Source organism: Williamsia serinedens, from assembly GCF_024171725.1.
Classification (GTDB): Bacteria; Actinomycetota; Actinomycetes; order Mycobacteriales; family Mycobacteriaceae; genus Williamsia_A; species Williamsia_A serinedens.
The window spans coordinates 480,520-502,484 of record NZ_JAMTCG010000004.1 but is presented as its reverse complement, the minus strand read 5'-3'; the positions used below and the strand labels follow the sequence as shown (position 1 = coordinate 502,484).

The window sequence follows — 21,965 nt, the reverse complement described above, 5'->3', positions numbered from 1 at the left end:
ACTCCGCACGAGAGAGAAACCAGGAGTACCCCATGAGCCCGAAGACCGGCATCCTGTCGCGGGTGCGCGGCAAGCGCGCGACCGCCGACCGTCCCGACGTGCGCGGCCTGACGATCGCCATCACCGGTGCCGCGCGCGGCATCGGTCTGGAGACCGCGAAGACCCTCCGCGACGCCGGCGCGACCGTCGTCATCGGTGACATCGACGACGAGGCGGTCGGCAAGGCGGCCGCCGACCTCGGCCACGAGGGCTTCGTCCTCGACGTCACCGACCCCGAGTCGTTCGAGAACTTCCTCGACGAGGTCGAGAAGGTCGCCGGACCCATCGACGTCCTGATCAACAACGCCGGCATCATGCCGACCGGTCCGCTGCTGAACTACGACCTCAACGTCATCAAGCGGAACTTCGACATCGACCTGCTCGGCGTCGTCATCGGTACCCAGTGCGCGGCCAAGCGCATGATCGCCCGCGGCGGCGGTCAGGTCATCAACATCGGGTCGGTGGCCGGCCGGCTTCCGGTCCCGGGCCTGACCATCTACAACGGCGCAAAGGCCGGCGTCATCACCTTCTCCGAGGCCGCCGACGTCGAGCTGGCACCGCAGGGTGTGCGGGTGAAGACGGTCAACCCGACCTTCACCCGGACCGCGCTCATCTCCGGCATCGCGACGAACAAGTTCGTCCAGACCGTCGGCCCCGAGGACGTGGCCCGCGAGGTGCGCAACAGCATCCTCGGCTCGACGACGCACATCACGGTGCCGCGCTCGATGGCGTGGGTCCACGCGAACCCGGTCATGGCCCCCGGCCTCAAGCGATCGCTGGGTCGTCTCACCGGGATGAACAGCATGTTCCTCAGCTACGACGACGTCGAGCGCGCCGAGTACCTCAAGCGGGTGAACGGCACCCCCGTCGCCAAGTAGCAGCGACCCGCCACACGACGAGACCCCGCCGACGGATGTCGGCGGGGTCTCGTCGTGTCAGGAGCGAGTCGAGCCGGGACTCACCACTCGTCGAGGCGCGTGTAGCCGTCCTGGATGGCGCGGGCGAACAGGTTCGCCTTCGAGCGGGCGGGCCGACCGACGGCGGTGTACTTCGCCCGGATGCGGGTCAGGTGGGTGTTGACCGTCGAGGCGGTGATGTAGAGGGCCGCGGCGGCCTCGGCCTTCGACTCGGCGGCGAGCCAGGCGAGCAGGACCTCGACCTCGCGACGGGACAGCGACGGGCGCTCGACAGGGGGCGCGGGCGGCGCGGCCTCGACCGCCGGCGCGGGCGGGGTCGGGACGACCCGGAGTGCGGAGGGTCGGCGCAGCGGGTGCGTGGAGGCGGGTGCGCTCGACGCCAGTCGGGCGTAGGGGGACACAACCGGCATATGGGGGGCCACGGACATGGGTACGATTTCCTCCGGTCGGGGGACCTGTGTGCACCTGCAGTTGCTGAACAGGTGTGCGATGTGAGAACTATCTCCGGCGGGGCGTGCGCGTTCCAGCGGTGGCGGCACGTACGGCCAGGTCCGTACGGAGGTCCGTACGTCGTACAGCCGGGTGACGGGTGAAAGCCCAGGTGGAGGGGATCTGTGCGACCCGAGACGATCGAGACGCGCGAGGAGCTCGCGCGTGCCCTGACCGAGCAGAAATCGGTCGCGGGGCTCTCGATCCGCGAGATCGCGGGCCGGGCGGGCGCCAGCGCCGCGACCGTCGGGGGATGGTTCGCCGGGCATCACGCCCCGCAGTCACAGATGGAGGACGCGCTCCGGCGCGTGCTCGAGGCGATCGGGGTCGCCGAGCCCGAGCACGACGAGTGGCTGGACGCCGCGGCCCGTGCGCGGCGGCAGGCGCCGCGGAAGAACGCCCTCCCGGCGTCGCCCTATCGGGGGTTCACCCCGTTCGAGGTCGACGACCACTCGGTGTTCTTCGGCCGCGCCGACGTGACCGACCTCGTGATCGAGACCGTCCTGGAGCAGTCGGAGCGCCCGACGGCGATCGTCACCGGCGTCGACCGGTTGCCGGTCGTGACGCTCGTCGGTCCCTCGGGTGCCGGGAAGTCGTCGGTGCTGCGGGCGGGACTGCTCGCGCAGATCGGCCGGGAGGGCCCGTTCGAGGACTGGCGCTACCTCCTCTTCACCCCCGGCGGCGACCCCGTCGGGTCGTTCCGCTCGGCCGTTGCATCGCTGCCCGCGGGAGACGGGCCGGTGCTGATCGCCATCGACCAGTTCGAGGAGATGTACACGGTCAACGACTCCGACGCCCGCCGCGACCTGATCGTCGCGCTGGCGGAGTTCACCGCGTCGCGCCGGGAGCGGACGTTCGGCGTCATCACCGTCCGGGCCGACTACTACGGCGTCCTCGCCGAGAACCCGCGCGCCGCCCGCGCCCTGCAGAACGCGACGGTGCTGGTGCCCGCGCTCGACCACGGTCAGCTCCGGGACGTCATCGTCGGGCCGGCCGCGGTCGCGGGCATCACGGTCTCCGACGATCTCGTCGACCTGCTCATCGCCGATCTGCGTCCGGGGCTCACCGCGACCGGTCTCGGCAGCGCTCTGCCCCTGCTTTCGCACGCCCTGCTGTCGACGTGGTCGCGCTCGAACAAGCGGACACTCACCGTCGCCGACTACGTCGCGACCGGACGCATCCGCGGCGCGGTGGAGCAGACCGCGGAGCGGGTCTACAGCGAGCTCGACTACGCCGAGAAGATGGTGGCCCGCCGGCAGCTGCTGGCCATGACCATGGTCGACGACGACACCACGTCGCGTCGTCGTGCGCCGTTGGCCGAACTCGGCGTCCCGGCGGCCGACAAGCCGGACGCCAAGCGTGACGTCCGCGAGCGCCGCGCGGCCGGAGTGCTCGACAGGTTCGCCGCCGCCCGCCTGGTGTCGGTGTCGGAGACGCACGCCGAGATCGCCCACGAGGCGCTGCTGTCGGCGTGGCCCCGTCTCATGCGGTGGGTCGACGAGGACCGCGACCAGCTCCTCATCGCCCGCCGCCTCCAGGCCGCGGTCGAGCTCTGGGTCGACGGCGACGAGGCACCCGAACTGCTGCCCCTGGGCGGCCGCCTCGACCTGTTCACCGAGTTCGCCGACTCCCCGGAGAACGCCATGCGTGTCACCGGCGAGCAACGTCGCTTCCTCGACCGGGCCGTGGCCCGTCGCGACCACATCGCCGAGCGCGGCAAACGACAGGCCCGTCGGATGCGGGCGATCACCGTCACCGCCTGCCTGTTCGCCGTCGTCGCCCTCGTCGCCGCGGTGCTGGCGGTGGTGGCGCGGTCGGAGGCGGTGTCCCAGCGCAACGCCGCCGAGAACAGCCGGCTCGACGCGACGTCGGCGCGGCTGGCGAACGTCGCCGACGAGCAGCGGCTGCGCAACCCCGCCCTCGCACTGCAGTTGGCGTTGGTCGCGTATCGGCTCAGCCCCACGATCGAGGCGCGCTCGGCCCTGCTCGACCTGACGTCGGGACCGATCCCCGCGCGGCGCGCCACGGCCGGCGGGGGTGTCGGGCTGGCGGTGTCACCCGACGGCACGTTCGTCGCGGCGGCGTCGTCGGATCACCGCGTGCGGTTGTTCCGACTCACCCCGACGGGTCTTTCGCCGTCGATCGCCACGGTCGGCGCGGCGAGCGACGATCAGCGTCTGCTGGGTGTCAAGTTCTCGCCCGACGGGTCGACGCTCTGGGCGGCCGGCACTGACGGACTCGCGGCATGGGACGTCCGAGACCCGGCCCGCCCCAGAGCGCTGTCCGACATCCCTCGCGTCACCACGTCGATCGTCGACCTCGCGCTCGACCCCACGGGTCGGATGCTCGCCCTCGCGCTCGACGGGCCGGGAATCCAGGTCTACCGACGGGACGCGTCGCACCGGTGGACGCCGCTCGCGACACCGCCGTCGTTCGCGGGCGCGGCGACCATGGTCGCGTTCAGCCGTGACGGGCGGATCCTCGCGAGCGCCAGCGCGTTGCAGCGGGTGGACATCAGCGCCGTCGACCTCGATGCGATCCGCCCCATCTCCGCCATCGCGTTGCCCGGGGCGAGCAACATCAGTGCCGACGACGCGGACTTCTCGCCCCGCACCGGTGAGCTGGCGCTCGCGCTGAAGAGTCGGGACATCAAGACCTATTCCATGACGGACCCGACACGCCCGGTGATGACCGCCGACTACACCGACTTCGGCAGCTACGTGAACGGAGTCGCCTACAGCGACGACGGCACCCACCTCGTCGGCTCCAGCAGCGACGACACCGCGCGCGTCTACGACCTCGTGAACCGGACACCGCCGCAGGCGTTGCGGGTCGGCAACACCGTCTCGCAGGCCGCGTTCGCGGGGAGCACGGTCGTGACATCGAGCGGGGACGGCGCCGTCGCGGTGTGGCCGTCCAGGCAGTACTCCGTGCAGGCCGGGCCGAAGAACACCTTCCAGTTCGCCTTCCAGTCCGACGGTCCGCGCTTCACGGTCAGCACCTCCGACGCCGACGGCGCGTTCTCGCAGTGGCGGATCGACCCGACCGCCGGCCTGCAACGCGCGGGTCCGAACGTGTCACCCCCCGCCGGAACGGGTTTCACGGCGTTGGACATGACGCGGGACGCGAGACTCGTCGCCGTCGGGACCGTCGACGGGCGGATGTACATCGCGGACGTCTCCGACCCCACCCGGGCGTCCGTGGTGTCACCGCCGGTCGACCTCACCCCCGGGAAACTCGTCGAGACCATGGGTGTCAGCGACGAGAGCGCGGTGGCGATCGGTGGCTCGACGCTGTCGACGCAGATGCCGGTCATCGACATCGCGGACCCGCGTGCGCCGCGACAGGTCGCCTCGCTCGACATGGGCGACGGGCTCGCGTGGGTGTCGATGGCGCCGGGCGGCCGTCGCGCGGTCGTCTCCACCGTGAACGGCTACGTCGTGGTGGTCGATCTGTCCTCGCCGTCGCGCCCCAGGATCCTGTCCCGCACGAAGCTGTTCGAGACGGGTGCTCTCGCGTCGCGGTTCTCTCCGGACGGCCGGCGGGTGGTGGTCAGCTCGGCGACGAGTCAGGTGAAGTTGGTGGACGTCTCGGATCCGGCGGCCCCGCGGGTGGTCTCCGATCTCGGCGGCCCGACGGGGGCGGTCTACGGGGCGACCTTTAGCCGCGACGGGACCAGGGTCGCGGCGGGTGGTGCCGACGGGCGACTGTGGGTCTGGGACGTCCGCGATCCGCGGCGTCCCACCGCGTCGGCGCGCCTGCAGGCGTTCCCGGGGCGCATCTACGACGTCCAGTTCGGGCCGGGAGACAAGCAGGTGCTCGCCACCGGTGCGGCCGGCGTGGTCGGGTCGTGGGACACCGACGTGACCGGCGTCGTGGACGCCGCGTGCCGCATCGACACCGACCCCATCTCCCGCGACGAGTGGGCCCTGTACGTCCCGGGGCTGCCGTACCAGCCCCCGTGTCGGTGAGATCGCCGCGACCCGTGTGACACCTACGATGTGCGGGACCGGCCGGGGGTGCAGCGGTCCCGGTCGAGAAGAGGTGAGGCGTGGGTTCGGACAGGCGGGATGCCCGTCGGGCGGTGCGCCGTGCGCGGCGCGAACTCGTCGCCGCCGAGGCCGACCTCCGACGCCTCGAGGGGGGCGCCCGCGCGCCGGGCGTACCGCGATGGACGATCGCGGCCCTCGTCGTCGTCCTGGCGGTGGCCGTCGCGGCCGGGATCGTCGTCGGGCGCCGAATGGCCACCACCGTGCCGAGCGACGCCGACGTGCTCGCCGCGGCGCGAACGCTGGCCACCCCGCTGCTCACCCCGGACTCGCGTGATCCCGACCGGGCAGGTCGCGTCCTCGACGACGCGACGGGGGAGTTCCGGGACGAGTTCGCCCAGTCGAGCGGTTCGTGGAGTGCCGTCGTCGCGCGGCTCGGGACGCAGACCACCGGTGACGTCGACGGCGTCGCGCTCGTCGGCCGTCGTGGCGACGGGGGGTCGGTCCTCGTGACGGCCGTGCTCGTCACCCGCCGCACCGACGCGGCCGTGCAGGAGGGCGATCCGCGCCGGCTGCGGCTCGTCGTCGACGTCGCCCGCGACGACGGGCGGCTCAAACTCGCGTCGGTCGGGTTGGTCCCGTGACGCCGATCCGACGTGTCGTGCAGATGTGGGTCGGCGGCGCGGGGCTGACGGTGGCCGTCGGCCTGGTCGCCCTCATGGCGATGGTGGTCGGCACGCCCGGCTGGTGGCTGTCCCTGCTGCTGACGTCGGTCGTCGCCGCCGTGGCACTCACTGTCGCGGTGCGCGTGGTGCGAGCTCCCGAGGCGGTCGTCGCCGTCGGCGCGGGCGTCGTGGTCCTCGCGGCCGCCGGCGGTCTCGTCGGCGTCGCCGCACATGAACGGTCCGACGCTCGGTCGGTCGACACGACGAGGGCGCAGGTCGGGCAGGTGGGCGCCGCGACCGTCTGTCGCGTGCTCGAGCGCGGGTCGCCCGAGCGCCAGGCAGCGGCGCTGGCCGCCGCGACCGGCGACCTCGCCGACAGGTTGCGTTCGGGCGCAGCCGTTCTCGGCGGTTCGGAGGGACGGGCAGATTGTCGTCCCCTCCAGACCGGGGTCACCACGGCGTCACCCGCCGCCGCCGGCGTGGTCGCGCTCGTCGAGGTGACCACCGACGGAGCGAGCGCCACGCGAGCGGTGACGGCCGAGCTCCGCCGCGTCGATGGGCGCTGGGCGGTCGCGACGTTGCAGGTGGTCCGATGAGCGCGGACGCGTCCACCGGCGCCGGGAAGGACTCCCGTCGGCTCGTCGTCGCGCGCGAGCGGGTCGTCGCGGCGCGGGCGGCGGTCGACGCCGCGACGGAGCGTCTCGAGGCAACCCGGGCTCATCCGTCCCGGGACGGACACCGGATCGCGGTGGCCGCGACGGGGATCGGCGTCACCGTGGCGATCGGCGCGGCGATCGCGAGTCCGATCCTGCACGCGCAGAGCGCATCCGGCCCGTCGGACGACGTCGTCCGCGCCGCGTCGACCGCGGTCGCCACGGTCCTCACCGCCGATCCCGCCCACCCCGACCGCTACCTCGCGGCTGCCCGCGCGGTGAGCGGTGGGGAGTACCGCCGGCGGGTCGACGCGGCCGGTCCGGCGATCGAGTCCGCGGTCGCGTCGCTCGGCGCCGCGGGCACCGGTCAGGTGGTGGCGGCCGGCGTCGTCGGTGGCCCCGTCTCGTCGTCCGGACCCGCCGACGTCCTCGTCGTCGCCGAGACGACCGCGCCGCAACTGGTCGGGGGGAACGTGGGGGATCGGCGGATCGTGCTGTCGGTGAGCATGATCCGCGAGGCGGGATCCTGGGTGATCGGACAGGTGGCGCTGCGATGAGGGCCGTGCGGATCGTGGTCGCGCTCGTCGCGCTCGCCGGTGTGGGTGCCGTCCTGTGGGTTCTCGGTGCCCCGGGCTGGTCGATCCCGCCGGCGGTGGCACTCGCGGTCGCGGTGGTCTGCCTGGCCGCCGTCGGTGTGCGGTCGTCGCGTCCGGTTCGCCTGGTCGACGGGGGGCTCGTCGGCGTCGCGGTGGGGACGGCCGTCGCGGCCATCGTCGTGGCTCTGGTCGTGCCGCGGTCCGGCGACGCCGACGACGCCACGCTGCGGGGGCGGACGGCGGAGGTGGTCACCGCCTATCTGACCATCGGGCCCGGGGCCGACAGCCCCGCCGCGGTCGCCGCGCGACTGCGCACCCTCACGCCACTTCTCACCGACCGCGCCCTGGCCGACCTCCGCAGCCAGGGTCCCGACGCCGCGCTCCCGGGTGCGGTGGCCACGTCCGCCACCCAACAGGCGGTGGTGCAGTCGGTGGGTGTGGCCGAGAAGAGTGGCGGCACCGCGCGGCTCCTCGTGTACGCCGCACTTCGAGCGACGATCCCGCGGGTGTCCCCGGACGCCGCGACATCGTCGATCGCCCGCTGGGCGGTCATGCGTAGAGTCGATGACACGTGGCGGCTCGCCGACATCTACCCGGTGGGTCCGGGCGGATGACGCGCCGGCGGCACGGTTCTCCGCACGACGAGCAGGAGGGTGGTCCGATGGGCGCTGGTGTGGTGATCGTGGGAGCGGGTCTGGGCGGTGTGCGACTCGCCGAGAACCTCCGTCAGGCCGGGTACTCCGATCCCGTCACCCTCGTCGGCAAGGAACCGCACCTCCCGTACGACCGCCCGCCACTGTCGAAGGCCGTCCTGCGCGGCGAGCGCGGACCCGTCGAACTGAAGTCGCGGGAGTGGTACGACGACAACCACATCGCGCTCCTGCTGGACACCGAGGTGACGTCGATCGACCTCGACGGTCACACCGTCTCCGTCGGGTCCGGCGAGACGCTCGCGTTCGAGTCGCTCGTGCTGGCCACCGGCCTCGACCCCCGCTTCCTCCCCGACGACGTCCTCGAGGGTCAGGAGGCGACCTCGGTCGCCGAGCTGGGCGGCGTGCACGTCGTCCGCACCGCCGACGACGTCTCGGCGCTGCGTGAGGAGCTGCGGGACGGTGTCCGGATCGTGGTGGTCGGCGCCGGTTTCATCGGGTGTGAGACCGCGGCCAGCCTGTCGACCCTCGGCGCGCAGGTGACGATCGTCGAGCCCGCCCCGTCCGTCCTGCACGCCGCGTTGGGGCGGGAGATCGGTGCGCGCGTCGAGAAGATGCACACCGACCGTGGCGTCACTGTGCGCACGGGTGTCGGGGTGACCGGTCTGACCGTGGGCGACGGCGCGGTGCGGGGCGTCGTCCTCGACGACGGCTCGACCCTCGACACCGATCTCATCGTGATCGGCATCGGTTCGATCCCGATCACCGAACTCGCGAAGTCGGTGGGTCTCACGCTCGCCGACAGGGCGGTCGGTGGAGGGATCTCCTGCGACAGCGGCGGTCGCACGTCGGTACCGGGTGTCTACGCCTTGGGCGACGTGGCCAACTGGGCCGACGAATCAGGTGAGTTCGGTCGCCGCGTGGAGCACTGGAACCACACCGTCGAGCAGGCGAAGGTCCTCGCCGACGTGATCGCCGGCACCGAGAAGGCCGCGACCGCGCCTGCGGTGCACTACTTCTGGACCGATCAGTTCGACGTCAAGATCCAGTGCCTGGGCACGCCGGCCGCCGATGACGACATCCACGTCGTCGACGAGGACGGCGAGAAGTTCCTCGCCTACTTCAGCCGCGACGGCAAGCTGACCGGGGTCGTCGGAGCCGGACGGGCCGGCGCGGTGATGAAGATGCGGAAGACCGTCGCCGACGCCCCGCCGATCGAGGAACTGCTGCAGAAGAACTGACACCACGCCGGGCGTGGATTACCCACAACTGTTGGGCACCAGGAATTTTCGAGTGGGCGCTCACCGACGTCGAGTGGGCGGTTGTCGACGTCGAATGGGCGGTTACCGACGTCGAGTGGGCGGAGGGCGCATGACGCGACGGGGCGTGCTGCGGGGATCCGACCCTGGCAGCGTCCGTTCGATCAACGTCGGACGTCCGACAGATGGTTGCCGACGCCCGACAAGCGGCTCCGGCCGCCCACTCGGCGTCCAGAACCGCCCAGTCGACGTCCGGAGCCGCCCACTCGACAGGCGGGGACGGGCTAGAACTCGATGGTGAGTTCGTCCGACGTCGGGCGGGCCTGGCAGCCGAGGATGTAGCCGTCGTCGATGTCCTCCTGGTCGAGGGCGCCGACGTTGTCCATCTGCACGGTGCCGTCGACGACCGTGCATGCGCAGGAACCGCATTCGCCCTCGCGGCACGAGTAGGGGACGTCGAGTCCGGCCGCCAGCATGATGTCGACGAGAGTCTTGGACCGGGGCCACGTCAGTTCGTGCACCGTGCCGTCGAGCTCGACGGACACGGTCGCGGCGTCGGCCGACTCCTCCTCGGACGGCGCCTCGAGATCGGGGTCGTCGAACGGGTCGCCGGACAGCGACGTGAACACCTCTGCGTGGACACGGTCGTGGGGGAAGCCGGCGTCGGCGAGCGCGGTGTGCACCGCGTCCATGAACGGCGCGGGGCCACACATGAACGCGCTGTGGCCGGAGAACGGGGCGACCAGCGCCCGCAGCGCCGGGGCCGAGGGCAGACCCTGCACGGACTCGAGCCAATGGATGACGGCGAGCCGGTCGGGGTTCTCGGCGGCGAGCGTGCGCAGCTCCGCCCGGAAGATGACGTCGCTCTCGGACCTGTTCGCGTACACCAGGACGATCGGGGCGCTGCCCTTCTCGAGCGCCGCCTTCAGGATCGACATGATGGGGGTGATGCCGCTGCCTGCCGCGAGCAGCAACAGCGGTGCGTCCAGATCGCCGGGGGTGAAGACCCCCGACGGGGGCAACACCTCGAGCTCCGTCCCCGCGGAGACGTTGTCGCAGAGCCAGTTCGAGCCGTACCCCTCTGCGGTGCGCTTGACGGTGACCTTCGGGCGGGTGTCGGTGAACGGCGACGAGGAGAGCGAGTAGCAGCGGGCGACGGAGCCGGTGCGGTCACTGGGGATACGGACGGTGAGGAACTGGCCCGGCCGGTAGGCGGTGAACTTGTCGGCGCCCTCACCGGGGACGTCGAAGACGATCGAGCGCGCGTCGGCGGTCTCCTCGATCACCTCGGCGACGGTGAGCACAGCACTGCGGACGCTGTGCGGCGTCAGGGACGTCATCATCACCCTCCGAAACGAGAACACGTTCTAGTTCATCTGCACGCTACCGCGGTGCGGCGTGGCGCCGCCAGATCCGGTCGACCCGGCGGATGGCCTAGAGGCCCCGATCGAGGATACGGCTGCCCTCGGTGAGCAGTCGGTCCAGGTCGGCGCGGTCGTCGGCCAGCCACTGCTCGTAGGCGGCGAGGGCGATGCCGAGGAGGAGCCAGGCCACGGTCTGAGGCCGATGGTCGCGGGGACGCTCGCCGGTCACGGCGGCGACGTGGTCGGCGACGACCTCCCGCCATCCGGCGTACATGAGCATCGAGTGCGCCTGCAGTGCCGGCACGGTCAGCAGCAGGGCCATCCGTCGCCGGTGAGCGGGCACTTCGGAGGGATCGAGGCGGTTGAAGGCCACGAGCGACGAGCGCAGGGACTCGGCGAGACCGACCGACGGCGGGATGTCGGCGAGGTGGCGGCGCATGCCCTCCAGATGGGTGTCGAACTCACCCCAGGCGATGGCGTTCTTGGAGGGGTAGTAGCGGAACAGGGTCCGTCGGGCGATCCCCGCGGCGGCGGCGATGTCGTCGACGCTCGTCTCGTCGAAGCCCTGCTCGGTGAACAGGTCGATGGCGATCGCGCTGATGCGGGCCCGTGTGGTGCTCGGACGTCTCCCAGGCGTCGTCATCCCGCTCGCTCACCGCCTGTCGACACGATTTTTGGAACACGTTCTCGTTTTCTCTGGCGTTCTGGCACCCGGTGCCACTATAGTCCGCTGTGACCCAGTTCACGTCACCTCACGGAGGTTCCCATGTCCGACGCGCACGTCACCGCCGGTACCGACGTCACCGAGACCGAACTCGTGGCCGAGAGCCTCGTCGAGGAGGTCTCGATCGACGGCATGTGCGGCGTGTACTGACCGTGGTCGACGCAACGCTCATCGATGCCGCGGCGTTCGATCCCGCCGGTGCGTGGGAGCTGGACCCGCGGGTCGCGGTGCGTCCGGAGCCGTTCGGCGCGTTGCTGTACCACTTCGGGACGCGGAAGCTGTCGTTCCTGAAGAACACGACGGTGGTCGAGGTGGTGCGGTCCCTGGCCGACCATCTGTCCGCGGACGCGGCGATCGCGTCCGCTGTTCCCGACCCGGCCGCGCATGCGCCCTACGTGCAGGCACTCTCGACCCTGGCGGCCTCGGCGATGATCCGACGCGTCGCCCCCGATCTCGCGGAGACGACATGACGAGCACGCTCGACCGACCGGCGACTGCGCCGGTGCCGCGTCTGGTGGACCAGTTCGAACGGGGACTGGACGCCCCGATCTGTCTGACCTGGGAGTTGACCTACGCCTGCAACCTGGCGTGCGTGCACTGCCTGTCGTCGTCGGGCAAGCGTGACCCGCGGGAGTTGTCCACCGAGCAGTGCAAGGCGGTGATCGGCGAGCTGCAGCGGATGCAGGTGTTCTACGTCAACATCGGCGGCGGCGAGCCGACGGTGCGGTCGGACTTCTGGGAGTTGGTCGACTACGCGACGGCCCACCAGGTCGGGGTGAAGTTCTCCACCAACGGATTACGGATCACCCCCGAGGTCGCCGCGCGGCTGGCGGCGTCGGACTACGTCGACGTGCAGATCTCGCTCGACGGCGCCACCGCGGAGGTCAACGACGCCGTCCGCGGTGCGGGCTCGTTCGACATGGCGGTGCGCGCTCTGCAGAACCTGTCCGACGCCGGCTTCCGCGACGCCAAGATCAGCGTCGTCGTCACCCGTCACAACGTGTCGCAGCTCGACGAGTTCCGCGAGCTCGCCGACCGTTTCGGCGCGACGCTGCGGATCACCCGCCTGCGTCCGTCGGGACGTGGTGCCGACGTGTGGGACGACCTGCACCCGCTGCCCGAACAGCAACGCGCCCTGTACGACTGGCTCGTGGCGCACGGTGACGGCGTCCTGACCGGTGACTCGTTCTTCCACCTGTCGGCGTTCGGCGACGGTTCGTCGGGTTCGGCGTTGCCGGGGCTGAACCTGTGCGGTGCGGGGCGCGTGGTGTGCCTCATCGACCCGGTGGGCGACGTCTACGCCTGCCCGTTCGCGATCCACGAGAACTTCCTCGCCGGCAACGTCCTCTCCGACGGCGGTTTTCGGACCGTCTGGCAGCACTCGGACCTGTTCCGTGAGTTGCGGGAACCGCAGAGCGCCGGGGCGTGCGCGTCGTGCAACCACTACGACTCCTGCCGGGGTGGGTGTATGGCGGCGAAGTTCTTCACCGGGCTGCCGCTCGACGGACCCGACCCCGAATGCGTGCAGGGACACGGGGAGTCGCTGCTCGCCGGTGACCGGAGCAAGCCCTCGGCGAACAAGGACCACTCGCGCGGGGTACCCCTGCAGCTCATGACCCGACCACCGTCGCGGGACTGCGACGAGAACCCGCTCGCGGGCTTCGCGCCCGCCTGACCCCGAATACGAAAGCAGTCGCCCACCCATGGCCAATCCCTGGTTCGAGACCGTCCTCGAGGCACAGCGACGTGCCCGCAAGCGCCTCCCGAAGTCGGTGTACTCCGCGCTCGTCGCCGGCAGTGAGAAGGGCATCACGCTCGCCGACAACGTCGAGGCGTTCGCCGAGATCGGGTTCGCCCCCCACGTCGTCGGCGCCCACGCCGACCGGGAACTGTCGACCACGATCATGGGCCAGGAGATCGCGCTGCCGGTGATCATCTCCCCGACTGGGGTGCAGGCGGTCGACAAGGACGGCGAGGTCGCCGTCGCCCGGGCGTCCGCGGCGCGGGGGACGGCCATGGGCCTGAGCAGCTTCGCGTCCAAGCCCGTCGAGGAGGTCGCCGCGGCCAACCCGAAGACGTTCTTCCAGATCTACTGGCTGAACTCGCGGGAGGAGATCCTCAGACGCGCCGAGCGTGCGCGCGCCGCCGGCGCGAAGGGCCTGATCGTCACCACCGACTGGTCGTTCTCCATGGGCCGAGACTGGGGGAGCCCCGCGATCCCGGAGAAGGTCGACCTCAAGGCCATGCTCAAGCTCGCGCCGGAGATCGCGATGCGCCCGCGGTACGCATGGTCGTGGTTCAACAAGGGCAAGCCGATCGTCCCTGACCTCACGGCACCGAACCTCGCCGACCCGGGCCAGATCGCGCCGACCTTCTTCGGCGCGTACGGGCAGTGGATGCAGACCGCGCCGCCGAGCTGGGAGGACCTGCAGTGGCTGCGCGAGCAGTGGGACGGCCCGTTCATGGTCAAGGGCATCACACGCCTCGACGACGCCAAGCGGGCCCGTGACATCGGCGCGTCGGCCCTGTCGGTGTCGAACCACGGTGGCAACAACCTCGACGGCACCCCGGCGACCATCCGCATGCTCGGACCCATCGCCGACGCCGTCGGCGGCGACATGGAAGTCCTCCTCGACGGCGGCATCCGCCGCGGCAGCGATGTCGTCAAGGCCCTCGCCCTGGGCGCCGACGCCGTCATGATCGGCCGTGCCTACCTGTGGGGTCTGGCCGCCAACGGCCAGGCCGGGGTGGAGAACGTCCTGGACATCCTCCGCGGCGGCATCGACTCCGCCCTGATGGGACTGGGCCGCAAGAGCATCCACGAACTGACCCGTGACGACCTGATCATCCCCGACGGCTTCGAGAAGCGGTTCGGCGAGACGACGGACGAGGAGCACTGAGCGACGTGCCAGGACGATTCGACGGCGCCGTCGTCTACATCACGGGGATCGCCCGCGGACAGGGCCGCAACCACGCCGTCCGCTTCGCGCAGGAGGGCGCGGCGGTCATCGGCATGGACATCGCGGGACCGATCGCGGACCACACCACCTACCCGGCGGCCACCCCCGACGACCTCGCCGAGACGATCCGGCTGGTCGAGGAGGCCGGGGGTCGGATCCTCGCGCGCCAGGGCGACACCCGCGACCTCGCGTTCCAGGAGCAGCTCGTCGCCGACGGCGTCGAGCGGTTCGGTCGACTCGACCACGTGGTCGCGAACGCGGGCGTCCTCACCTGGGGCCGCATCTGGGAGCTGACACCCGAGCAGTTCGACGACGTGATGGCCGTCAACGTCCGGGGCACGTGGAACACGTTGCGCGTCACCATCCCGGTGATGATCGAACACGGGATCCGGGGCAGCATCACCGTCGTCAGCTCCAGCGCCGGCCTGAAGGCCATGCCCTTCCAGGCGTCCTACTCCGCGTCGAAGTTCGCCATCCGCGGGATGGCGCAGTCGGCGGCGAAAGAGCTGGGGGAGCAGGGGATCCGGGTCAACACCATCCACCCCTACGCCGTGAACACCCCGATGGCGTTCGAGGACACGAAGGCCTCCGAGGTGTTCGCGATGGAGCGGTTCATGCCGAACTTCGTGCCCATCCTCGACAAGCCGTTCTTCTCGACGTGCGACGAGGTCACCGACATGGTGATGTTCCTCTGCTCGGACTCGGCCAGGACGATCACCGCGTCGGAGTTCTCGATGGACCAGGGGTCCGTGAAGGTCTGAGCCCGTGAGGGTGCAGCCCCGGGGCCGCGTCTCAGTCGGTCCACACCTGGGCGGCCGGCGTCGCCGTGCGGACCGGGCCCTGCGGGGTGTCGGGCACGGTCCGGGAGAACCGCGGTGCGACAGAGGCCTGCGTGACGCCGTCGATGTCGGCGATGGTGCCGCGCGCCGCGAGATGCGGGTGGTCCGGTGCCTCGGTGAAGTCCAACACCGGGGTGGTGCAGGCGTCGGTGCCGTCGAACACCGCGGCCCACTCGTCCCGGGTACGGCTCCCGAACGTCTCGGTGAACCGGGCCCGCAGCTCTGGCCAGCGGGCGATGTCGTTCTGGTCGGGCAGGTCTGCGTCGGACAGGCCGAGGCCCTCGATCAGCTGGGCGTAGAACTGCGGCTCGATGGCGCCGACCGCCATGTAACGACCGTCGGAGGTCTCGTACACCTCGTAGTACGGGGCGCCGGTGTCGAGGAGGTTGACGCCGCGCCGGTCCTGCCACAGCCCGGTCCCGCGGAACGCCCACATCATCTGGCCGAGGACGGATGCGCCGTCGACCATGGCCGCGTCGACGACCTGACCACGGCCCGAGATGCCCCTCTCGACGAGCGCCGCGAGCACGCCGACGACGAGGAACATCGACCCACCGCCGAAGTCCCCCACGAGGTTCAGGGGAGGGACGGGGCGCTCGTCGGCGCGGCCGATCGCGTGCAGCATGCCGGTGAGCGAGATGTAGTTGATGTCGTGGCCGGCACGGTCGGCCAGTGGGCCGTCCTGGCCCCATCCGGTCATGCGGCCGTAGACGAGTCGCGGATTGCGCTGCAGCAGCTCGTCGGGGCCGAGCCCCAACCGTTCCATCACCCCCGGCCGGAAACCTTCCACGATCACGTCGGCCCTCTCGACGAGTCGCAGCACCTCCTCGCGGTCCGCGGGCGACTTGAGGTCGGCCTCGACGACCGAGGACCGACCGCGCAGCAACTGGTCGGCGGCCCGGCCCTCCGCGGGCAGCGATCCCGCCCGCTGCACGCGGACGACGTCGGCGCCGAGATCGGCGAGCAGCATCGAGGCGTGGGGGCCGGGACCGATCCCCGCGAACTCGATGACGCGGATGCCGCCCAGTGGGCCGGGTCGCGTGGTCGTGGACCGTGCCGTCGTCTCGGGGGTACCGGTGTTCGGGGCGCTGCTCATGGGCCACCTCGTCGTCGCTCGTTCGCCTACAGACCGAGCACTCGCTCGCCTCGTCGAACAGCATCGCATGAGCCCTGGCGCGTTCGGGCGTCAGGGTGGGGGCCGCGCCTGCGGTCGGCTGTCGGACCGCGGTCGCGGAACGGTCAATTGCGTTCGTGGATCGGGTGTTCAGAATCCGTCGCGGTGACTAGCATGGCCAGGATGACCCGCCCCGGTGGGCTCGGTGCGCAGACCTGGCCCGAGCTGGACGACCGCCGGTGGACGGTCGTGGTCCCGCTCGGAGCGCTCGAGCAGCACGGGCCCCACCTCCCGCTCGACACCGACACCCGGATCGCGGAGACCGTCGCCCGTCGGGCGGTCGATCGTCTCGCGGCGGAGGGTCACGACGTGGTGCTGGCGCCGCCGCTCGCCTACGGCGCGAGCGGCGAACACGAGGGGTTCCCGGGCACGGTGTCGATCGGGCACGACGCGCTCCGGCTGCTTCTCGTCGAGTTCGGACGCAGTGTGTGCCGGTGGGCGTCGCGGCTGCTCGTCGTCAACGCGCACGGTGGCAACGCGCACACCGTCGTCGATGCGGTCGCCCTGCTCCGGTCGGAGGGGCGGGACGTGGCGTGGTGGGCATGTGTCGCCCCCGACGGCGACGCGCACGCAGGTCGGACGGAAACGGCCGTGCTGCTGTCGATCTCACCCGACGCGGTGGTCCGCGAACAGATCGCGGTGGGCGCCACCGCGCGCATCGGGGACCTCATGGGCACGCTCCGGACGGCCGGCGTGCGCGCCGTCAGTGCGAACGGCGTCCTGGGGGACGCCCGCTCCGCCGATCCCGAGGACGGTCGTCGCATCGTCGACGGGATGGTGGACCGACTCGTCGCGGGGGCGCGGCGCTGGTCGCCGGGCGATCGGGGGGTGCTCGCATGACCGACGAGGTGCCGACCGCTGCGCAGGACGGCCCGCCGACGACCCGACTCCCCGACGGGTTCCAGGTCCAGGTCGACTCGCGCGTCACCGTCTCCGCGGACGGGCGACACCTCGTCGGCGGGTCGCCGACGCGGCTGCTGTCGCTCGCGCCGCGGGCCGCCTCGATGATCGACTGCGACGGTCGGCTCGTGGTGTCCGACGAGGCGACGGCGACCGTCGCGCGACGGCTGCTCGACGCGGGCGTCGGCCACCCGCGGCCGATGTTCGGACCGTCCGTCGACGACGTCACGATCGTGATCCCCGTGCGCGACAACCAGTCCGGGATCGATCGACTGTTGGACGCGCTCGACGCGGCGCACGTGGTCGTCGTCGACGACGGTTCGCGCGTCCCGGTGGTGGCGCCCGGCGCGGCCGTCGTGCGCACCGAGGAGAGCGTGGGCCCCGGCGCGGCACGCAACCTCGGGGCCGCCCGCGCGCAGACGCCGTTCGTGGCCTTCGTCGACTCGGACGTCGTGCCCGAGAGTGCCTGGCTGTTCACGCTTCTCGCGCATTTCTCCGATCCTGCGGTGGCCGTGGTCGCGCCCCGGGTCGTCGCACTCTCCCACGACGGGGGCGTGACCGTGCGGTACGAGGCGCTCTGTTCGTCGCTCGACATGGGACGTCGGGAGGGTCCGGTGGTCCCCGGCACCCGACTGTCCTACGTGCCGAGCGCCGCGATCATCGTGCGACGCAGCGCATTCCCCGGATTCGACGAGCGCATGCAGGTCGCCGAGGACGTGGACCTGTGCTGGCGTCTCACCGCCGCGGGCTGGACCGTGCGCTACGACCCGATCGCCCGGGTCGCCCACGACCACCGGACCGCGCTCGGCGCAGCTCTGTCCCGGCGCCGCTTCTACGGGACGGGAGCGGCGCCGCTCTCGGACCGACACCCGGGGCATGCGGCCCCTGTCGTGGTGACGGTGCCGACGGCGATCGCCGCGCTCGCCGCACTCACCCGGTCTCGGTGGGGCGCCGGGGTGATCCTGGCGATGATCGCGGTGATCGCGGGCCGGGTGTACCGCCGGGTCGAGACCGTGCCGGACGCCGCGACCGTCGCCGCGCGTCTCACCGCCGAGGCGGTGGGGTTCGGCTTCCTCCAGATGGCCGCCGCGCTGTGCCGCCACTACTGGCCGGTCTCACTGCTGCTCGCGCTGCTCTCCGCACGCTTCCGCAGCGTGCTCGTGGCGGTCGCAGTGGTCGACGGTGTCGCGGAATGGGTTCGCGCGGAGATGCTCAACCCCGACCCGATCGAGCCGCTCGGGGTCACCCGGTTCCTGGTGCTGCGCCGCCTCGGCGACCTCGCCTACGGCACGGGCCTGTGGCAGGGAGTCGTGACGACGCGGACCACCACCGCCCTGCGGCCCACCATCGTGCGGGCGTCCGGCGCCTCCCGGCCGCGGTCGGTCGCGACGTCGGCCGCGCACTGACACCGCGGATCGTGACCGTCCGGAGGCGCGTCGTCGTCGTGGGGGCGGGCAGCGCCGGATGCGTCGTCGCCGACAGGGTCGGTCGATCCGGGGTCGACGACGTACTGGTGCTCGAGGCCGGGGGCGCCGCGCCGCCGGTGGATCTGGCGGTCCTCCCGCTCGCCGACCCGTCGCGGGTCCGGGTGCACCACGACCGCGACGGGACCGCCCTGCCGCGAGGCGCCGGGCTCGGCGGGTCGTCCGCCGTGAACGGTGGATACTTCCTGCGCGCCCACGCCTGCGATCTCGCCGGCTGGGCCCGGTCCACCTGGGATCCGCAGCTCGTCGAGGACGTGTACACCTCGCTCGACGGCGGCGACGCCGGCGGGGGAGCGATGGCCGTCCGTCGCGTCCCGGACGCGGAACTACGTCCCCGTGCGCGGGCGTTCGAGGCCGCGATGCGACGTGCCGGCCACGAGCACGTCGCGGGGGTGTGGCCCACCGCGGGCATCGTACGGGTGCGGCTGAACGCGACGGGTTCGCGACGGCGGACGGCGGCGGATGCGCTCCTGTCCGCCGCCGTCGCGCGCCCGAACGTCACGCTGCGCGTCCGCAGTCCTGTCGAGCGGATCGAGATCGACTCGGAGACAGTGCGATCGGTGATCCTTGTCGACGGGACGGCCATCCCGGCCGACGTGGTCGTGTTGTGCGCCGGCACGATCGGATCCGCCACGGTGGCCGCCCGGTCGGGTGTGGCGACCACCATGCCTCTCGCCGAACACCGTGAGGTGCTGGTCCGCAGTCGAGGTGTGTCCATCGGTCCGGGGCCGATCGGGCCGGTGCTGCAGAGCGTGGTCCACACCGACGACGGGTTCGAGATCCGCTGCTACGAACACGATTTCGCGGACCACGTCGACGGTGTACCGCGGTCCGGGCCGGCGATCGGGGTGGCGGCGATGCGGCCGGTCGGACCGGGGTCGATCACGATCGCGCCCGACGGCACGTCCGACATCGACCTCGGACGGCCGGACGCGGCGGGCACGGCCCGGATGCGAGCGCTCGCCGACGAGGTCGCCGCGATGCTCGACGGACCCGACTTCGCCGGGCTCGTCGTCCCGGGATCGACGACCGTCGACGACACGCTCAGCACCTCCCACCATGCCTGGGGGGCACTGCCACTGGGGAGCGCGGCCGACTGGGACGGCCGGGTCCGTGGCGTCGACGGGCTGTGGGTCGCCGACGCGGCTGGGCTGCCGACACCGCTCTCGAGCGGACCGCACGCGACGGTGATGATGGCGGCGTCGGTGATCGGCGAGCAGGTCGCCGCGGCGGGACTATCCTGACGGCCATGGCCTCCTTGGACGACCCGCAGATCCGTGCATTCCTCTCGGAGGGGACGAGGACCGGTCACCTCGGGTGGACCGCCTCCGACGGGCGGCCGGTCGCCGCCCCGGTGTGGTTCGTCCTCGACGGGGACCGCATCGCCTTCAACACCGGCGCTGCCACGGCGAAGGGGCGTGCGATCTCCCGGGATCCGCGGGTGGTGATGACCGTCGACCTGCCCGAGCCGCCGTATGCCTTCGTCCAGGTCCAGGGGATCGCCAGGATCGGTGAGGACATGGACGAGGTCCGTCGGATCGCCACCGAGACCGGCGGACGCTACATGGGTGCCGACCGCGCCGAGGAGTTCGGCGCGCGCAACGGTGTCCCCGGCGAGCTCGTCGTCTGGATCGAACCGACCAAGGTCATCGCCTCACTCGACGCGACCGCCTGAGCCCACCTCGACGGACCGCAGCGCGGCGCGGTGCTCGTCGAGCGATGCCCGGAGTGCACGAAGGTAGGCCGTCATGTCCGGGAGCACCCGGTCGTCGGCTGTGACGCACAGTCGGACGCGGCCGAGGCCCACGACAGCGCAATGGGAGAGGGCGGTCTCGTTCCCCAGGGGGGAGACCGCGAACCCGGACACCACGGGCACGCCCGCCACCGTCGCGACCGGCGTCGTGTTGACGATCGTCGAGACCACCGTGTTGACCGCCGTCGTGGCACCCGGCATGTGGCCTCGACGACGCGCCACGGCGCCCGAGATCCGGAGTGCCGAGGCGGGCGCGAGTTTCACAGCGTGCCAGAAGTGGCTCGTCACGACGGTCTCGGCTCGCTCGCGTTCGGCTCGTGAACTGCGGGCGATCGCCTCGACACGAGCGGTGACGTCGCCGACGTCGGAGTGGAGCGAGACCGTCAGCGGCAGGAAACGGTTGGCGGTACCCGGATCGGTCTCGTCGGACTCCCATCGTCTCGTGCTCATCGGCACCAGGCAGACCAGCGGCCGGTCGGGGCGCTCGTCGGCCTCGGACAGGAACCGGTGAACGGCACCGGCGACCACCGACAGCAGCGCGTCGTTCGCGGTCGCGCCCGCTGACAGTCCGGCGATGCGGGCGAGCACGTCCTCGTCGAACTCCACGTAGTCCGTCCACCGGCGACCGCGCAGACCGAGGTTGAACCGCGTGACGGGCGCACCGCGGCGGTCGTACACGGCACCGCGGGTCGACGATCGGCGGGCCCGACGGCGAGTCTCGACCACCGCGCGCACCAGCGCGACGACGAATGTCGCCCACCGTATCGGTGACCACAGGGCATCGCGCGTGACGATCCACCACCACGCGGTGTCCAGCGGCCCGATCGGGGTGGGTTCCGCAGGTCGGTCCGGTTCGTCGGCGAGGAGACGGTGCATCCGGCGCTCCCAGGCGATGCCGTCGAACGCCGCATGATGGAAGGACACGGCGAGCACCGTCGACGAGCCGGGGCGGGAGGGCATTCCGACCACGTCGGACAGCACGACGATCGACCACAGCGGACGGCGGGTGTCGAACGGTTTCTCGGCCTCGTCGGCGATCAGCTCCTGCGCCTGCCGCCACGTCATGCGCTCGGGTCGCACCCGGATGTGGTCTTCGATGTCGACACGGGGATCGACGACCCAGTAGGGCTCTCCGACGTCCGCCGGTGAGCGTCGGAGTACCGACGCGAACATGTCGTCGACCGAGAGTCGGCTGCAGAGCAGGTCCACGAAGGACCGGCCGTCCAGTCCGGTCGGGTCGCCGTCGTCTCGTGCCAGCACCCAGCACGAGATGACACGCGAGCTGATGAACCCGTCGACCAGGTAGACGTACCCCGCGTCGCGCGGCGTGAGTCGGCGCATCGGTCTCCTCCCCCCGGGGAATCGGGCGATGTGGCGTCCGTCGAATGCACGACGGCAAACTGCGCGTTCTCGGTAACACGGGCTTTTCGATCACCGATCCCTTTACCATTGACGCACGGATCCTCATGGTGTCACCCCACACGCACTGAACGAGCCGAACCGCGAGCGG

The 21,965-nt window shown here is 71.6% G+C and carries 21 protein-coding genes; 16 read left to right on the top strand and 5 right to left on the bottom strand.

Features of this window, described 5'->3' with window-relative positions; translation table 11 throughout:
* Window positions 1–32: 32 nt before the first annotated feature.
* Window positions 33–917, top strand: coding sequence for an SDR family NAD(P)-dependent oxidoreductase (locus tag LX12_RS13150; RefSeq protein WP_253654991.1), 885 nt, complete (start codon window positions 33–35; stop codon window positions 915–917).
* 80 nt (window positions 918–997) lie between these two features.
* On the opposite strand, the gene LX12_RS13145 is transcribed toward LX12_RS13150, so the two are convergent.
* Window positions 998–1,366 carry a LuxR C-terminal-related transcriptional regulator gene (locus tag LX12_RS13145; RefSeq protein WP_253654990.1) on the bottom strand — a complete coding sequence of 123 codons (369 nt, stop codon included), beginning with the start codon at window positions 1,364–1,366 and terminating at the stop codon, window positions 998–1,000.
* 204 nt (window positions 1,367–1,570) lie between these two features.
* Here LX12_RS13145 and LX12_RS13140 point away from each other — a divergent pair, with 204 nt between their 5' ends.
* From LX12_RS13140 to LX12_RS13115, 6 genes are all read left to right on the top strand, one after another.
* A complete protein-coding gene (locus tag LX12_RS13140; protein WP_253654989.1) occupies window positions 1,571–5,416 on the top strand; it encodes a WD40 repeat domain-containing protein in 3,846 nt (1,281 codons plus the stop codon).
* Window positions 5,417–5,496: 80 nt separating this feature from the next.
* Window positions 5,497–6,078 carry an Rv1363c family protein gene (locus tag LX12_RS13135; RefSeq protein ID WP_253654988.1) on the top strand — a complete coding sequence of 194 codons (582 nt, stop codon included), beginning with the start codon at window positions 5,497–5,499 and terminating at the stop codon, window positions 6,076–6,078.
* On the top strand, window positions 6,075–6,695 hold the full coding sequence (locus LX12_RS13130; RefSeq protein ID WP_253654987.1) for a hypothetical protein: 621 nt from the start codon (window positions 6,075–6,077) through the stop codon (window positions 6,693–6,695). The genes LX12_RS13135 and LX12_RS13130 overlap by 4 nt, the downstream gene beginning before the upstream one ends.
* Window positions 6,692–7,309, top strand: coding sequence for a hypothetical protein (locus LX12_RS13125; protein WP_253654986.1), 618 nt, complete (start codon window positions 6,692–6,694; stop codon window positions 7,307–7,309). The genes LX12_RS13130 and LX12_RS13125 overlap by 4 nt, the downstream gene beginning before the upstream one ends.
* Entirely contained in the window at window positions 7,306–7,962 is a 657-nt protein-coding gene (locus LX12_RS13120; RefSeq protein ID WP_253654985.1) for a hypothetical protein, read from the top strand. Before LX12_RS13125 ends, LX12_RS13120 begins: the two co-directional genes overlap by 4 nt.
* A 47-nt stretch (window positions 7,963–8,009) precedes the next feature.
* Complete coding sequence (locus LX12_RS13115; protein WP_253654984.1) at window positions 8,010–9,239, top strand: NAD(P)/FAD-dependent oxidoreductase; 1,230 nt, start codon at window positions 8,010–8,012, stop codon at window positions 9,237–9,239.
* Window positions 9,240–9,541: 302 nt separating this feature from the next.
* Here LX12_RS13115 and LX12_RS13110 read toward each other — a convergent pair whose 3' ends face one another.
* Window positions 9,542–10,597 (bottom strand): ferredoxin--NADP reductase, encoded by a 1,056-nt coding sequence (locus LX12_RS13110; protein WP_253654983.1) that lies wholly within the window; start codon window positions 10,595–10,597, stop codon window positions 9,542–9,544.
* Between the two features lie 94 nt (window positions 10,598–10,691).
* On the bottom strand, window positions 10,692–11,264 hold the full coding sequence (gene mftR, locus LX12_RS13105; RefSeq protein WP_253654982.1) for a mycofactocin system transcriptional regulator MftR: 573 nt from the start codon (window positions 11,262–11,264) through the stop codon (window positions 10,692–10,694).
* A gap of 123 nt (window positions 11,265–11,387) precedes the next feature.
* Here mftR and mftA point away from each other — a divergent pair, with 123 nt between their 5' ends.
* The 5 genes from mftA to LX12_RS13080 are packed head-to-tail and all read left to right on the top strand — an operon-like array spanning window position 11,388 to window position 15,066.
* Entirely contained in the window at window positions 11,388–11,495 is a 108-nt protein-coding gene (mftA, locus tag LX12_RS13100; protein WP_253654981.1) for a mycofactocin precursor MftA, read from the top strand.
* Complete coding sequence (mftB, locus tag LX12_RS13095; protein WP_372505004.1) at window positions 11,480–11,815, top strand: mycofactocin biosynthesis chaperone MftB; 336 nt, start codon at window positions 11,480–11,482, stop codon at window positions 11,813–11,815. Before mftA ends, mftB begins: the two co-directional genes overlap by 16 nt.
* Entirely contained in the window at window positions 11,812–13,020 is a 1,209-nt protein-coding gene (mftC, locus tag LX12_RS13090) for a mycofactocin radical SAM maturase (protein WP_253654980.1), read from the top strand. Before mftB ends, mftC begins: the two co-directional genes overlap by 4 nt.
* A gap of 28 nt (window positions 13,021–13,048) precedes the next feature.
* Window positions 13,049–14,245 (top strand): pre-mycofactocin synthase MftD, encoded by a 1,197-nt coding sequence (mftD, locus tag LX12_RS13085; protein WP_253654979.1) that lies wholly within the window; start codon window positions 13,049–13,051, stop codon window positions 14,243–14,245.
* A gap of 5 nt (window positions 14,246–14,250) precedes the next feature.
* Complete coding sequence (locus tag LX12_RS13080) at window positions 14,251–15,066, top strand: mycofactocin-coupled SDR family oxidoreductase (protein WP_253654978.1); 816 nt, start codon at window positions 14,251–14,253, stop codon at window positions 15,064–15,066.
* Between the two features lie 31 nt (window positions 15,067–15,097).
* Here LX12_RS13080 and LX12_RS13075 read toward each other — a convergent pair whose 3' ends face one another.
* Window positions 15,098–16,240: a CaiB/BaiF CoA transferase family protein gene (locus LX12_RS13075; protein ID WP_253654977.1), complete on the bottom strand. Its 1,143-nt coding sequence runs from the start codon at window positions 16,238–16,240 to the stop codon at window positions 15,098–15,100.
* 201 nt (window positions 16,241–16,441) lie between these two features.
* Between LX12_RS13075 and mftE the strand changes: the two genes are divergently transcribed.
* The 4 genes from mftE to LX12_RS13055 are packed head-to-tail and all read left to right on the top strand — an operon-like array spanning window position 16,442 to window position 20,377.
* Window positions 16,442–17,158 (top strand): mycofactocin biosynthesis peptidyl-dipeptidase MftE, encoded by a 717-nt coding sequence (gene mftE / locus LX12_RS13070; RefSeq protein WP_253654976.1) that lies wholly within the window; start codon window positions 16,442–16,444, stop codon window positions 17,156–17,158.
* A complete protein-coding gene (gene mftF / locus LX12_RS13065; protein ID WP_253654975.1) occupies window positions 17,155–18,624 on the top strand; it encodes a mycofactocin biosynthesis glycosyltransferase MftF in 1,470 nt (489 codons plus the stop codon). The genes mftE and mftF overlap by 4 nt, the downstream gene beginning before the upstream one ends.
* An 11-nt stretch (window positions 18,625–18,635) precedes the next feature.
* Window positions 18,636–19,946, top strand: coding sequence for a mycofactocin system GMC family oxidoreductase MftG (gene mftG / locus LX12_RS13060; protein ID WP_253654974.1), 1,311 nt, complete (start codon window positions 18,636–18,638; stop codon window positions 19,944–19,946).
* Window positions 19,947–19,951: 5 nt separating this feature from the next.
* Window positions 19,952–20,377: a PPOX class F420-dependent oxidoreductase gene (locus LX12_RS13055; RefSeq protein ID WP_253654973.1), complete on the top strand. Its 426-nt coding sequence runs from the start codon at window positions 19,952–19,954 to the stop codon at window positions 20,375–20,377.
* On the opposite strand, the gene LX12_RS13050 is transcribed toward LX12_RS13055, so the two are convergent.
* Window positions 20,357–21,796, bottom strand: a complete 1,440-nt coding sequence (locus tag LX12_RS13050) for a wax ester/triacylglycerol synthase domain-containing protein (RefSeq protein WP_253654972.1) — start codon at window positions 21,794–21,796, stop codon at window positions 20,357–20,359. The genes LX12_RS13055 and LX12_RS13050 overlap by 21 nt on opposite strands.
* Window positions 21,797–21,965: the final 169 nt, after the last annotated feature.

What these genes read in the sequence shown, in the direction of transcription:
- LX12_RS13150 (WP_253654991.1), top strand. Translation starts at nt 33, where the DNA reads ATGAGCCCGAAGACCGGCATCCTGTCGCGGGTGCGCGGCAAGCGCGCG.
- LX12_RS13145 (WP_253654990.1), bottom strand. Translation starts at nt 1,366, where the DNA reads ATGCCGGTTGTGTCCCCCTACGCCCGACTGGCGTCGAGCGCACCCGCC.
- LX12_RS13125 (WP_253654986.1), top strand. Translation starts at nt 6,692, where the DNA reads ATGAGCGCGGACGCGTCCACCGGCGCCGGGAAGGACTCCCGTCGGCTC.
- LX12_RS13120 (WP_253654985.1), top strand. Translation starts at nt 7,306, where the DNA reads ATGAGGGCCGTGCGGATCGTGGTCGCGCTCGTCGCGCTCGCCGGTGTG.
- LX12_RS13115 (WP_253654984.1), top strand. Translation starts at nt 8,010, where the DNA reads ATGGGCGCTGGTGTGGTGATCGTGGGAGCGGGTCTGGGCGGTGTGCGA.
- LX12_RS13110 (WP_253654983.1), bottom strand. Translation starts at nt 10,597, where the DNA reads ATGACGTCCCTGACGCCGCACAGCGTCCGCAGTGCTGTGCTCACCGTC.
- mftR (WP_253654982.1), bottom strand. Translation starts at nt 11,264, where the DNA reads ATGACGACGCCTGGGAGACGTCCGAGCACCACACGGGCCCGCATCAGC.
- mftA (WP_253654981.1), top strand. Translation starts at nt 11,388, where the DNA reads ATGTCCGACGCGCACGTCACCGCCGGTACCGACGTCACCGAGACCGAA.
- mftC (WP_253654980.1), top strand. Translation starts at nt 11,812, where the DNA reads ATGACGAGCACGCTCGACCGACCGGCGACTGCGCCGGTGCCGCGTCTG.
- mftD (WP_253654979.1), top strand. Translation starts at nt 13,049, where the DNA reads ATGGCCAATCCCTGGTTCGAGACCGTCCTCGAGGCACAGCGACGTGCC.
- LX12_RS13075 (WP_253654977.1), bottom strand. Translation starts at nt 16,240, where the DNA reads ATGAGCAGCGCCCCGAACACCGGTACCCCCGAGACGACGGCACGGTCC.
- mftE (WP_253654976.1), top strand. Translation starts at nt 16,442, where the DNA reads ATGACCCGCCCCGGTGGGCTCGGTGCGCAGACCTGGCCCGAGCTGGAC.
- mftF (WP_253654975.1), top strand. Translation starts at nt 17,155, where the DNA reads ATGACCGACGAGGTGCCGACCGCTGCGCAGGACGGCCCGCCGACGACC.
- LX12_RS13055 (WP_253654973.1), top strand. Translation starts at nt 19,952, where the DNA reads ATGGCCTCCTTGGACGACCCGCAGATCCGTGCATTCCTCTCGGAGGGG.
- LX12_RS13050 (WP_253654972.1), bottom strand. Translation starts at nt 21,796, where the DNA reads ATGCGCCGACTCACGCCGCGCGACGCGGGGTACGTCTACCTGGTCGAC.